The sequence below is a fragment of the Pseudomonas sp. LP_7_YM genome (genome assembly GCF_004364435.1).
Classification (GTDB): Bacteria; Pseudomonadota; Gammaproteobacteria; order Pseudomonadales; family Pseudomonadaceae; genus Aquipseudomonas.
In genome coordinates this window covers 281416-294313 of record NZ_SOCT01000002.1, presented here as the reverse complement: position 1 = coordinate 294313, position 12898 = coordinate 281416, and the positions used below count along the sequence as shown (strand labels likewise).

The 12898-nt window shown below is 61.0% G+C and carries 12 protein-coding genes; 4 read left to right on the top strand and 8 right to left on the bottom strand.

Annotation, left to right across the window (positions count from 1 at the left end):
* Positions 1-48: 48 nt before the first annotated feature.
* On the bottom strand, positions 49-978 hold the full coding sequence (locus EC915_RS06380) for an iron-sulfur-binding ferredoxin reductase (RefSeq protein WP_133749689.1): 930 nt from the start codon (positions 976-978) through the stop codon (positions 49-51).
* Positions 971-2092 (bottom strand): diguanylate cyclase, encoded by a 1122-nt coding sequence (locus EC915_RS06375; protein ID WP_133749688.1) that lies wholly within the window; start codon positions 2090-2092, stop codon positions 971-973. The genes EC915_RS06380 and EC915_RS06375 overlap by 8 nt, the downstream gene beginning before the upstream one ends.
* A 451-nt stretch (positions 2093-2543) precedes the next feature.
* Here EC915_RS06375 and EC915_RS06370 point away from each other — a divergent pair, with 451 nt between their 5' ends.
* Positions 2544-4067: a fumarate hydratase gene (locus EC915_RS06370; RefSeq protein ID WP_133749687.1), complete on the top strand. Its 1524-nt coding sequence runs from the start codon at positions 2544-2546 to the stop codon at positions 4065-4067.
* A 153-nt stretch (positions 4068-4220) separates the two neighbouring features.
* On the opposite strand, the gene EC915_RS06365 is transcribed toward EC915_RS06370, so the two are convergent.
* From EC915_RS06365 to EC915_RS06355, 3 genes are all read right to left on the bottom strand, one after another.
* Entirely contained in the window at positions 4221-5378 is a 1158-nt protein-coding gene (locus EC915_RS06365) for a phosphatidylserine/phosphatidylglycerophosphate/cardiolipin synthase family protein (protein WP_133749686.1), read from the bottom strand.
* Positions 5379-5380: 2 nt separating this feature from the next.
* On the bottom strand, positions 5381-5962 hold the full coding sequence (locus EC915_RS06360; protein WP_133749685.1) for a YceI family protein: 582 nt from the start codon (positions 5960-5962) through the stop codon (positions 5381-5383).
* 134 nt (positions 5963-6096) lie between these two features.
* Positions 6097-6681 (bottom strand): ACP phosphodiesterase, encoded by a 585-nt coding sequence (locus EC915_RS06355; protein ID WP_133749684.1) that lies wholly within the window; start codon positions 6679-6681, stop codon positions 6097-6099.
* A gap of 245 nt (positions 6682-6926) precedes the next feature.
* On the opposite strand from EC915_RS06355, the gene EC915_RS06350 reads away from it, so the two are divergent.
* The 3 genes from EC915_RS06350 to EC915_RS06340 all read left to right on the top strand — a co-directional run bounded on the left by EC915_RS06350 (position 6927) and on the right by EC915_RS06340 (position 9547).
* Complete coding sequence (locus EC915_RS06350; protein ID WP_133749683.1) at positions 6927-7229, top strand: helix-turn-helix transcriptional regulator; 303 nt, start codon at positions 6927-6929, stop codon at positions 7227-7229.
* 23 nt (positions 7230-7252) lie between these two features.
* Entirely contained in the window at positions 7253-8419 is a 1167-nt protein-coding gene (locus tag EC915_RS06345) for an MFS transporter (RefSeq protein ID WP_133749682.1), read from the top strand.
* Between the two features lie 78 nt (positions 8420-8497).
* A complete protein-coding gene (locus tag EC915_RS06340; RefSeq protein WP_133749681.1) occupies positions 8498-9547 on the top strand; it encodes an alkene reductase in 1050 nt (349 codons plus the stop codon).
* Between the two features lie 340 nt (positions 9548-9887).
* Here the strand turns inward: EC915_RS06340 and EC915_RS06335 are convergent, their stop codons facing one another.
* From EC915_RS06335 to EC915_RS06325, 3 genes are all read right to left on the bottom strand, one after another.
* Complete coding sequence (locus EC915_RS06335; RefSeq protein ID WP_133749680.1) at positions 9888-10736, bottom strand: ATPase; 849 nt, start codon at positions 10734-10736, stop codon at positions 9888-9890.
* Positions 10737-10817: 81 nt separating this feature from the next.
* Complete coding sequence (locus EC915_RS06330; RefSeq protein ID WP_133749679.1) at positions 10818-11816, bottom strand: NAD(P)-dependent oxidoreductase; 999 nt, start codon at positions 11814-11816, stop codon at positions 10818-10820.
* A gap of 182 nt (positions 11817-11998) precedes the next feature.
* Positions 11999-12898, bottom strand: coding sequence for a LysR family transcriptional regulator ArgP (locus EC915_RS06325; RefSeq protein ID WP_133749678.1), 900 nt, complete (start codon positions 12896-12898; stop codon positions 11999-12001).

The following is a 12898-nucleotide window of genomic DNA, read 5'->3' as shown; positions in this document are numbered from 1 at the left end:
CCCGGCTCGTAAGCGTTCGGGGCTTTTTTGTATCTGCCAGTGTGTTGCTCAGGCTTTCTCCAGAAACACATCCGCCAGCAACTGGCCACGGGGCAAACCGGCGATGAATAGCCGCCTGGAGAAGCCCTCGACCGCCTCGGGAGCCCCACAGACGAGGGCGATGGTCTGGCGAGAGGTGAGACGCAGGCCGCTAAGCGCGGTTTGAAAGGCCTGAGGGTCCATCAACTCGACTTGAAGCTGTGCATGCCGGGCAGCCAGCGCCTGCAAGGGCGCGGCCAGGTAATGCTCGCGGGCCAGGTGTATCAATCGTATCGGCGCTTGGTGCCCTTGCCGCAAGGCCTCACGCAGCACGCCCCACAGAGGTCCCAAACCCGTGCCAGAAGCAAACAGCCAGAGCGGTCGATCCTGCCAGTCGGGATCGTAGTAAAGAGCGCCGCCACGCAATTCTCCCAAGCCAATCGCGTCACCGGGCTTCAAGGTGCGGGCCACGTCTGCGAAAGCGCCGGGCCTGATGCAGTCGATGTGAAACTCCAGAAATCCGTCCTCGCCCGGCAGACTCGCCAATGAGTAAGGACGCGCCACGCCATTTGCAGTCCACAGCACCAGATGCTGCCCGGCGCGATAACGCAGCCCACGCTGTGGCTCCAGACGCAGTCGCAACACCGAAGGGCTCAGCCAGTCGCAACCACTGACGCGGGCTGGAGTACCGTCGCGCAGTGGATCGAAGACTTCCACGCTCAAGTTGTCCATCACCCGGCACTGGCAAGCCAAGCGCCAGCCCTGCTCGCGCTGAACGGCGTTCAGCGCCTCAGGCAACAGGTCCAAGGGCTCGCCGTGCGTGCATCGCACCAGACAGGCATGGCAACTGCCGGCCCTGCAACTGTAGGGCACCGACAGTCCTGCGTCGTTTAAAGCATCGAGCAGATTGCAGCCGGGGGTTACGGACCATTGCCGCTCGCCCGCGCGCAGGTCAGGCATCGGCGTAATCCCATGCCCCGTGACAGCAATTGCGCCCATGATGCTTGGCACGGTACAGCGCCAGATCGGCCCGCTGCAGCGCACGGTCCATGTCGTCACCGCGCTCGATAAGCGTCATGCCAACCGACAGACTCAGCGCCAGCCCTGGCAACTCGGGAATCGTCACCTGCTCAAAGGCAAGCCGCACACGTTCGCAGCAATCGATCAACTGGCTTCGCGTGCAGCGAGGGATCAGCAGGACAAACTCCTCGCCGCCATAACGCGCAAGAATGTCGTCCGAGCGCAGGCACTCGGTCGCAGTCGCGGCGAACACTTGCAACACCCGGTCACCCGCGGCATGCCCCAGCAGGTCATTGACCCGCTTGAAATGGTCCATGTCGATCAAGGCCAGGCCCTCGGTGTAAGAGCCGTCCATGGTTTCCAGTTCGCGGGTGGCCAGACGCAAAAAGTGACGACGGTTATAGAGGTTGGTCAGCTCGTCGGTGGAAGCCAGTTCTTCAAGCTGAAACATCATCCCGCGCAAGGTCTCCTGATGCGCCTGCAAGGTGATGCGATGCTGGTGCATGCGCTGACGCGAACTTTGCACGAAGCGTGCGTACAGGCACAGCCAGCCCAGCACGATAAACAGCGCGCACGTCTGCAGGGCAGCCAGGCCTGGATCGGCCAGTTGATCCTCAAATGCATCCCACAGGTTTAGCCCGGTGAAACCGAGCAACGCGAGGCCGGCGCAGCGGGTGAACACCTTCGGCGGCAGATGAAACAGTCCAAATAGCAGCACCAGCACATACAGCACCATGAAAATGCCTCTGGCCGACTCCAGATGAGCGAGCACAAAGGTTTGCCAGCCAAGGCCCAGGAGCACCTGGAACTCGGTGAGGCTCGGGTCCTTGAAGCGCTTGTTGTGCTCGCCGAAGAACACCAGGCTCAGCACGCCCTGAGACAGCAGCACCAGCACGGTGGTCAGCCACAATCCGAAAAAATTGGTGTAGTAGTAACCGGCGCAGTAAGTCACCCAGACCAGGGCGATCAGCAGCATGTACGTACCCGCTGCCAGCGCGAAGCGCTTGAACCGCAGGCGCTGGATAGATCCGTCTATATGGAGTTGGTTCATCATCGGGTAAAGGTCGTCCTGTCCGGCGGGGTGGATCTGCGTCGCATCGCTGGCCGGTCTTGCATCCCGTACATATCGACGAGAAGCACTTCAATCATCTGGCAAGGTGCCCAATGTAGTGGAAACGGGACCATTCGCCAACGCATGTGGTGTCAATGGTGGGGGTAAAGAAATCGGCTCGACAACCGTCCCTCGGACACTTTTGAGGCCGCCTGACGCCAATGTGCAGGACAAACCCTTGCACCACTCGCGTACTGGAGGTCGGCTCGGCACGCCTGGACCAATGTTTACCCGCGCCAGGGTGTCGCGCCGTCAACCACGCGGTATACTGCCGCGCCTTTTTCCTGCCGCTGCGCCTGAGCGGTGGCCGAGCCGATGGCCGTTTGCGTCCAGGCCCGACGCTTGTTGCGCAAACCGCCCTATAAATGTTCCCGCCTGATAGAGGAGAACGTCCATGACCGTGATCAAGCAGGATGACCTGATACAGAGCGTCGCCGACGCCCTGCAGTTCATCTCCTATTACCACCCCGTCGATTTCATTCAGGCAATGCACGAGGCCTACCTGCGCGAAGAATCGCCCGCCGCGCGCGACTCGATGGCTCAGATCCTCATCAACTCGCGCATGTGCGCCACCGGTCATCGTCCGATCTGCCAGGACACCGGCATCGTCACCGTTTTCGTTCGCGTGGGCATGGACGTACGCTGGGATGGTGCGACCATGGGCCTGGACGACATGATCAACGAAGGCGTGCGTCGCGCCTACAATCTGCCGGAAAACGTTCTGCGTGCCTCGATCCTCGCCGACCCGGCGGGCGCTCGCAAAAACACCAAGGACAACACCCCGGCGGTCATCCACTACTCCATCGTGCCGGGTAATACCGTAGAGGTGGACGTGGCGGCCAAAGGCGGCGGCTCGGAAAACAAATCGAAGATGGCGATGCTCAACCCGTCCGATTCGATCGTCGACTGGGTGCTGAAAACCGTTCCGACCATGGGCGCTGGCTGGTGCCCGCCAGGGATGCTCGGCATCGGTATCGGTGGTACCGCCGAGAAGGCTGCGGTGATGGCCAAGGAAGTCCTGATGGATTCCATCGACATCCACGAGCTCAAGGCGCGCGGCCCGTCGAACCGTCTGGAAGAAATGCGTCTGGAGCTGTTCGAAAAGGTCAACCAGCTGGGCATCGGTGCTCAGGGCCTGGGCGGCCTGACCACTGTGCTCGACGTGAAGATCATGGATTACCCGACCCACGCCGCCTCGCTGCCGGTGTGCATGATCCCCAATTGCGCCGCGACCCGTCACGCGCATTTCGTGCTCGACGGTTCCGGCCCGGCTTCGCTGGAAGCGCCGCCGCTGGACGCCTACCCGGAAATCGTCTGGGAAGCAGGTCCGTCGGCTCGCCGTGTCAACCTCGACACCCTGACCCCGGAAGACGTGCAAAGCTGGAAGCCGGGCGAAACCGTCCTGCTCAACGGCAAGATGCTCACCGGCCGCGACGCCGCGCACAAGCGCATGGTCGAGATGCTGAACAAGGGCGAGACCCTGCCTGTCGATCTGAAAGGTCGCTTCATTTATTACGTCGGCCCGGTCGATCCGGTCGGTGACGAAGTGGTAGGCCCTGCCGGTCCGACCACCGCCACCCGCATGGACAAATTCACCCGCCAGATCCTCGAGCAGACCGGCCTGTTGGGCATGATCGGCAAATCGGAGCGCGGTCCTACCGCCATAGAGGCGATCAAGGACTGCAAGGCTGTTTACCTGATGGCCGTCGGCGGCGCGGCTTACCTCGTGGCGCAAGCGATCAAGAAATCACAGGTCCTGGCATTCCCTGAATTGGGCATGGAAGCGATCTACGAGTTCGAAGTCAAGGACATGCCGGTTACCGTCGCCGTGGACAGCAAAGGCGAGTCGGTTCACATTACCGGTCCTGCCATCTGGCAGAAGAAGATCAGTGACAGCCTGGCGGTGGAAGTGCAGTAAGCATTCCTTGTCAGTTACCGAAGCCCGGCCCGCGTGCCGGGCTTTTTATTGTCCGCGTTCGATGGCCGATCATCTATCCATAGCGCGCAGCAGATCAAGATTCACCGATGCGGGGGCCTGCAGGCTTGGGGCTACGGATCCGCAGTGTAACAATCAGCCCCGACGATCCAGCAGATTGACCACCAACCGGTCTACCCAACCCCACAGGCGCTGCTGAACCCTTCGCCACAGCGGACGCGAACGCCAGTTGTCGAGGCTGACCTCGCTGCTGACCAGAAAGTCGCGCTCGAAGCTGTCGCGCACGGCCAGGGTCAACGCAGGGTCCATCGCTTCAAGGTTCGCTTCGAGATTGAAGCGCAGGTTCCAGTGATCGAAGTTGCACGAGCCAACGCTGACCCAATCGTCCACCAGCACCATCTTCAGATGCAGAAAACACGGCTGGTATTCGAAGATTTTCACCCCGGCCTTGAGCAGGCGTGGGTAATACCGATGGCCGGCGTAGCGCACGGAAGGGTGATCGGTGCGCGGACCGGTCAACAGCAGGCGCACGTCGACCCCGCGTGAGGCTGCCCTGCGCAAGGCGCGGCGAATTTTCCAGGTCGGCAGAAAATAAGGGGTCGCCAGCCAGATGCGCTTGCTGCCCGTGTTCAGGGAACGCACCAGCGATTGCAGGATGTCGCGATGCTGGCGTGAGTCTGCGTAGGCGACCCGGCCCAGTCCATTGCCGCTGACCGGCGTTCTCGGTAATCGCGGCAGGCCGAAGTTTTCCGCAGGGCGCCATGCACGGCGGCGAGGGTTGGCGTGAAACTGGCGGTCGAACAGTGCTTGCCAGTCGAGCACCAGCGGGCCGCGAATTTCCACCATAACTTCGTGCCATTGGCTGCGCTCTTGTTCCGGTTGCCAGAATTCGTCGGTCACACCCGTGCCGCCGACCACCGCCAACTGTTTGTCCACCAACAACAGCTTGCGGTGATCGCGATAGAAGTTGCGGATGCCTCGCCGCCAATGCACGCGGTTGTAGAAGCGTAAAATCACCCCCGCCTCCGTCAAGCGTGTGCGCAGGTTCAAGGTGAACGCCAGCGAGCCGAAATCATCGAACAGGCAGCGCACGATGATTCCGCGCCTGGCCGCATTCACCAACGCCTGCACCACCGCTTCGGCGCAAGTGCCCGCCTCGACCAGATACAGCTCCAGTTCCACCTGCTGCTGCGCCGCCTCGATGGCGGCAATCATGCGCGGGAAGAACGCCGGCCCGTCGATCAGCAAATTGAAATGGTTGTCTCCACGCCACGGAAAGATCGCGCCTCTCATGCTCAGCGCGCCGTGAAAATCAGCACGGCGCCAACAGGCACTGAAAAACTGATTGCGCTAAGACCGGCCATCTGACGTAAACCTTCAAGCCCCGGGAGCAGGCCGAAGTCTTCGGCGTGCAGCACCAATGGCTCAAGCGTGACAACCTGAAAGCGTTTGTCGTCCAGCCGCGTCGCCAACAACTCGGCGCTGTAGCTCTGCGACTGGCCGTGCAGTTGCACTTTCAGCGGCAGACGCAGTTCCAGCTGCGCTCCCGGTGCCAGGGCATTGATCGGACGCATGTCCAGTTGCGCCGTGATCCGCGCCTCGGGAAATTGCTTGATATCGAACAGCTGCCTGCGCAAACGCTCATCACGCAGCGGGATGCCTGTGCTCACTGAATCCAGCTCGACCGCTACCTCGGCCACGCCCTTGGGGTCGACCTTGCCGTGCATGGTGAGGAAGCGATGCACCTCGCAGACGTCCGCATTTTTGGTGGAGATGAACGACAGGCGTGACGACTCATTATCCAGATACCAATTCGCCTGAGCAGGCAATGCCAGGACGGCGAGCGAAGCCAGCAATAGACGGATGAAAGAGGGCATGAGAACTCCAGCGGCGCGAATAGGCAACCTGTCCGGCTGTCAGACCGCGGGCAAATGAGTACGTTCGGCACGAATCTAAGCGCCCTGTCACGCAAGCATCACCAACGCTTAAGGGCGGTGACGACGACCTGCTCTCACACTTGCGTCGGCTGTTCGCCAACGGCGAATGCCTGCAGCTGTGGATAGAACTCGCGAAAGTCTTTGCTCAATGGCTGATACAGCCCACGCAATTCCTGCATGGCGCCTGCCAGTCCCTCGGGGCGTGACAGGCGTCGGGAAATACCCGCAAGCGCCTCGCCCACCGAGTCGAAATCCACATACGAACCCAGCCAGTCCTGCGCGGCCATGCGCGGGGCGATCATCGCCAGGCGTTCAGGCAAGGCCGGTTCGTGAGCCAGAACTCGGTAGACCTTCTGAGTGAAAGCCTGCAGCGGCATATCGGAGTATCGCGCCCAATCCCGCGCCAGGCAGTGATCGAAGAACACGTCGATCACGATGCCGGCGTAACGCCGACGCTCGGTTGGAAAGCGGGCCACGGCCTGCTTGATGAGGGGATGAGCATCCGTGAACGCATCAATGCGTCGATGCAGGCGGATGGCGTCTTCAATGTCCGCAGGAAAGCGCCCCGGCAACAGCCCTTTGACGAAATCGCCGTACAGGCTGCCCAGCAGTTGCGCGGATGTCTGACCGCCCAGATGGAGGTGTGCAAGGTAATTCATCAGCGTATGGCGCAACCTGTGGGAGCGGATTTATCCGCGAGACGTCAGTACATTCACCACATTGGTGGCGCCTGTAAAGCCACCATCGCGGAGAAATCCGTCCCACAGGGTCCGCGCTATCTATTGATACAACTCGTTATATCCATTTAGGCCATGCTTAGCACCTATTTATATTTGTATATCGCGATTTATCGATATAAAGTTCACCCCTTCCGATATACCGCTGCTCGCAGATTGAGAACGACATGCCTATCGACCTCGACGACATAATAAAAGCCCTGGCCCACCCGGTTCGTCGCCAGATTCTGGTCTGGCTCAAGGACCCTTACACCTGCTTCCCCGATCAGGATCACTCGCTGGAGAACGGAGTATGCGCAGGTCAGATCGACCAACGCGCCGGTCTGTCGCAGTCCACCGTTTCGGCACATCTGGCCACTCTGCAACGCGCGGGTCTGATCACCAGCAAGAAATATGGCCAGTGGCATTTTTTCAAACGCAATGAAGACGCCATTCAAGCGTTTTTGCAGGCGCTGACCCAACAGATCTAACCCCCATCCACAGGAGATGCCCCGTGCCTCTGTCGTTACTCATTCTGGCCCTGAGCGCCTTCGCTATCGGCACCACCGAATTTGTCATCATGGGCTTGTTGCCCGATGTCGCTACCGATCTGGGCGTCAGCATCCCCGGCGCCGGTTGGCTGGTCACCGGCTATGCCCTGGGTGTCGCCATCGGCGCGCCGTTCATGGCCCTGGCCACCGCCAGGCTGCCGCGCAAGGGCGCACTGGTGACGCTGATGGGCATCTTCATCGTCGGCAATCTGCTCTGCGCCATCGCTGCCGACTACAACATCTTGATGTTCGCTCGCGTGGTCACTGCCCTGTGCCATGGCGCATTCTTCGGTATCGGTTCGGTGGTGGCTGCAGGCCTGGTGCCGGCCAACCGTCGCGCCTCGGCGGTGGCTCTGATGTTCACCGGCCTGACCCTGGCCAATGTGCTGGGCGTGCCGCTGGGTACCGCCCTGGGACAACAGGCGGGCTGGCGCTCGACCTTCTACGCCGTCACGGTCATTGGTGTGATCGCGTTTATCGGTCTGATCCGCTATCTGCCGGCCAGACGCGATGAGGAAAAACTCGACATGCGCGCCGAGCTGCGTGCACTCAAAGGCATCGGCATATGGCTGTCGCTGAGCATGACTGCGCTGTTCGCAGCCTCGATGTTCGCCCTGTTTACCTACGTCGCTCCGCTGCTGGGTGACGTTACCGGCGTGTCGCCACTGGGCGTGACCTGGACGCTGCTGTTGATCGGCCTGGGGTTGACCGTCGGCAATATCATCGGCGGCAAACTGGCTGATCGACGGCTGGCCGCCACGCTGATCGGCGTGTTCATCGCCATGGCCGTGATCTCCACCGTCCTGAGATGGACCAGCGTTGCGCTGATCCCGGCTGAAGTGACGTTGTTTCTCTGGGCCACCGCCGCCTTCGCCGCCGTGCCTGCCTTGCAGATCAACGTGGTGACCTTCGGCAAGGACGCACCCAACCTGGTTTCGACCCTGAACATCGGTGCCTTCAACGTCGGAAACGCTCTTGGCGCCTGGGTCGGCGGGAGCGTCATCGCTCACGGATTCGGCCTGACCAGCGTGCCGTTGGCGGCCGGTGGCCTGGCGCTGCTGGCTTTGCTGGTGACCTTGATCAACTTTCGTCAGCGCGGCGATGCCGGGCTGGCTGCCGTTGCAAACTGATCGTTCAGCATCAGCGTTTCAACGAGTGCTGAAACCCTGCGAATTCACTTATTTATGACTGCACTGAGGACACCCCCGATGACTACCCTTTTTGACCCGATCAGGGTCGGCGAACTCGACCTGGCCAATCGCATCATCATGGCCCCGCTGACACGCTGCCGCGCCGACGAAGGCCGGGTGCCCAACGCGATGATGGCCGAGTATTACGTGCAGCGTGCCTCGGCTGGCCTGATCATCACCGAAGCCACCTCGGTGACTGCGATGGGTGTCGGTTATCCAGACACCCCCGGCATCTGGTCCAACGATCAGGTGCGTGGCTGGAGCAACGTGACCAGGGCTGTGCACGCAGCCGGTGGCAAGATCGTTCTGCAACTGTGGCACGTTGGCCGTATCTCGCACTCCAGCTACCTCAATGGCGAAGCGCCGGTGGCCCCGAGCGCCATTCGTCCCGCAGGTCACGTCAGTCTCGTGCGCCCGCTGTCCGACTACCCGACGCCCCGAGCGCTGGAGCTGGCTGAAATCGAAGAGGTCATCGAGGCTTTCCGGGTGGGTGCCGAAAACGCCAAGGCTGCCGGTTTCGACGGCGTGGAGATTCATGGCGCCAACGGTTACCTGCTCGATCAGTTTTTGCAGAGCAGTACCAATCAGCGCAACGACGCCTATGGGGGCTCGCTTGAAAACCGCGCGCGTCTGCTGCTGGAGGTGACTGACGCAGTCGTTGAGGTTTGGGGCGCAGGTCGCGTCGGCGTGCACCTGGCACCCCGCGCCGATGCTCACGACATGGGTGACGACTGCCTTGCTGCAACCTTTACCTACGTGGCTAAAGCGCTGGGCCAGCGCGGCATCGCATTCATCTGCGCCCGTGAACGCGAGCTGGACGACAGCCTGGCGCCGCGGTTGAAAGAGGCGTTCGGCGGGGTGTTCATCGCTAACGAAAAATTCACCAAGGACAGCGCTAATGCGTGGTTGGCCAGCGGTAAGGCTGATGCCGTTGCGTTTGGCGTGCCGTTCATTGCCAATCCGGATCTGCCTGCGCGGCTGGCGAAAGATGCGCCGTTGAACGACGCAAATCCGCAGACTTTCTATGGGAAAGGGCCGGTGGGGTATGTGGATTATCCGGCGTTGTAATTAACGGTTGGGGTGTTGGCCAGCAAGAGCACACACGCAGCAGCGCGGGCCGCACTCGGATGAACGCGGGGTATCAGGCAACTTACCTGTCATGGACCCACCGCGTTCGCGGCCGTAGCCCCCGACTCCTCCCACAAGGTTCTGCGACGCCCGGGGATTTGCGCCTGCAGCCAATCCCCTGTGTCACGCTTGAGTCTCAGGGCGCCTTACCTTGGCTTTTTCTCTCGCGACGGCTCAGACGTTACACGTCGCGACTTGGGTGCGAATCCACCGTATTTCGAGCCTCCAAGCCGGCGGAAATGAACACACCCCCCCCGCGCCAACCAGACTCAGACAACCCTCACTGCGTACGCAAATTGATCTGCTGCGACAACGTCTGAATCTGACTCTGCAACGTATTCAGATTGCGAGTCATCTGCCCCCGAAACGCATCAAACTCCTGTGTACTGGCCGCAGAAGATGCAGCCGCCGGACGGTTGTCCTGCTCGCTCTTGAGCACAATCATGTCCTGCTCGAGCCGCTCGATGGCCTGACTGCTGTCGTTCTTCTTCAGATTTGCAACATCCGCACTCAGACTCTTGAGCTGCGAATCCAGACGATCCTGCGCCGACTTGCCATCCGGCATCGCCGCTTTCAACGTCGCCAACTCTGCCGTCACAGCCTTGAGCTGATCCTGCAGCTGCTGATTCGTCGCCTGCTGCTGCGTCGCCTGCGTGGCAATCTGCTCCAGTCGTTTGTCCAGGCCGCCCTGCACACCGGCCACGCCTTGCTGCTGCCTGCCCTGATCAGCCAGTTGATCCTGCAGCTCCTTGAGCTGCGCCCTCAACGCTTCGCCGCCGCTATTGGCGACAGACTCGGTGGCGACAACCTTGCCGGATATAGCCTGCAGGCGCCCCGCCGCTTCCTCGCTGATGCGCGCGAAGCTTTCCTGAGTGGCGACCAGTTGCTGCTCCATCAACGTTACCTGCTGAAAACTCCACCAACCCAAGCCACAGAGTGCGATGGACAGCGCACCGATAAACGCCCACAACGCGCCGGTGCCGTGCGCTTTGACCTTGACCACCGGCGTGGTCCGCGAATACACCATGGTGCGCTCACGGGCACCGGCAGTCGGGATGAAGTCGTCGTCATCATCTTTGGCGCTGAGGCTGGGGATGTTGTCAACGTCGTCATAAGGGTCTTTGTGCATGGGGGTACCTTGAAATCCAATGGATCTTGATGGCGGGGAGTATACCGGCGGACGTCAGGATCGTCCGAATCGCGGACCGCGTTACAAGCCGGCGCCGGGCTGCGCTTTCCACCAGGTGCAGAATTCGTCCAGCGCGGTCCAGATGCTGACCTTTGGCTGGTAATCCAGATGATACTGGGCGCGGCTGATATCAAGGGTGAAATCCCGGCTCATGACCTGCATCCCGATTCTGGACAGCCCAGGTTCAGGACGACCGGGCCACAGCATGCACGCGGCCTCGTTCAGCGCCGCTGCGCTGTAGGCCAGCCCATATGAACGATAACGAGTGACAGGCGCCAGCTGCATCTGGCGCATCACATAATTGACCACGTCCCAGACCGGAACCGGCGCACCGTTGCTGATGTTGTAAGCCTTGCCCAGCGCCGACCCTGCGGCCAGAAGGCTGCTGAGCAGCGCTTCGTTAAGATTATGGATGCTGGTGAAATCGACCTTGTTCAAACCATTGCCGATGATCGCCAGACGCTTTTTATGCTGCATGTGCAGCAGTCGCGGAAAGATGCTGGTGTCACCCGCTCCGGTCACGAAACGCGGGCGCAGGGCGATGACCTCAAGCCCGAATTCCTCGGCACCGAAGACTTTCTGCTCGGCCAGGTATTTGCTCGCAGCGTAGTGGTTGTGAAAGCGCTTGGGCACCTGTTCTTCACGAAGAGACAGGTGCGAATGCCCATCGAAATAAATGGACGGCGAAGACAGGTGCACCAATCGGCGCACCTGTTGCTTGAGGCAGGCCTCGACCACGTTTTCGGTGACCTGAACGTTGCCTTGGTGGAAGTCCTGACGCCGTCCCCAGGTCCCCACGGCGCCGGCGCAATGCACCACCGCTTCAACGTCGTGACACAAAGCCTGCACCAGTTCCGGATCATTCAGGTCGCCTTGAATGAATTCGGCACCGCGTCGCACCAGATGCTCGACGCCCTGCGCGCGACGGCCATTGACCCGTACGCTTAATCCCTGCTCCAAAGCAAAACGCGCAAAGCGTCCGCCGATGAAGCCGCTTGCGCCGGTGACCAGAATCTTCATTTACCGCTCCGTTTAATCCATACATTTCGCATCGCCCGCCGTTGTGATGACGCCGAGCGATCAATTGCAACCGCTCGCTAACCACGAAGGTGATGCGTCTGCGACGAACAAAGTGACAGGCAGCCCCCATCGCAGGCAAGCGCACCCCCACAATCCGTCATGTTAAAGACGGTTACTGACGCTCACTGCGCCTCAAGCGCCACCAGCCATTGTCCGGCTTTTTTTGCCAGGTGATCGGTCAACTGCGTCAGCAGCTGGCCGCCATTGCGCCAATGATGCCAGTACAACGGGACATCGATGCAGCGCTCGCTCAATATTTCCACCAGTTTTCCGCTCGCCAGTTGTTCGCGAACCTGCAGCTCGGGCACCAGCCCCCAGCCCATTCCGGCCTCCGTCATGCGAATGAAACCTTCCGAGGACGGGCACAAATGATGCTGAAAACCGCCCTCTATCCCCAACGACTGCAGGTAGCGGTGCTGCAGGAAATCATCCGGCCCGAACACCAGCGCAGGTACATGGGCCAGCATCTGCGGGGTAAAGCCGGCAGGAAAATGTCGGGCGATAAAATCCGGGCTGGCCAGCGCCCGATAGCGCATGGCGCCCAGCAGCAGACTTCGCGCCCCGGCCACCGGGCGTTCGCTGCCACACAGGCATGCGGCCACCTCGCCGGCGCGCATGCGCTTGAGGCCGACATCCTGATCCTCTACCACCAGATCGATCAGCAGATGGTGCTCAACGCAGAAATCGCCTACCGCCTGCGCCCACCATGTCGCCAGGCTGTCAGCGTTGAGCGCGATACGCAGGCGTTCCGGAATACCACCTTCGTCCAGCGCGGGCACCTGACTTTGCAGGTCACGCTCGAGCAAGCGCACTTGCTGCACATGATTGAGCAGACGGCGTCCGATGTCGGTTGGACTCGGTGGCGTCGCCCGCACCAGCACCGGCTGGCCGATGCGCGCTTCAAGCAACTTGATACGCTGCGACACCGCCGACTGCGACAACCCTAGAACCTGAGCTGCACGCTCAAAGCCTGCCTGCTCGATCACGGCCGCGAGCGCTGAGAGCAACTTGTAATCGAACAT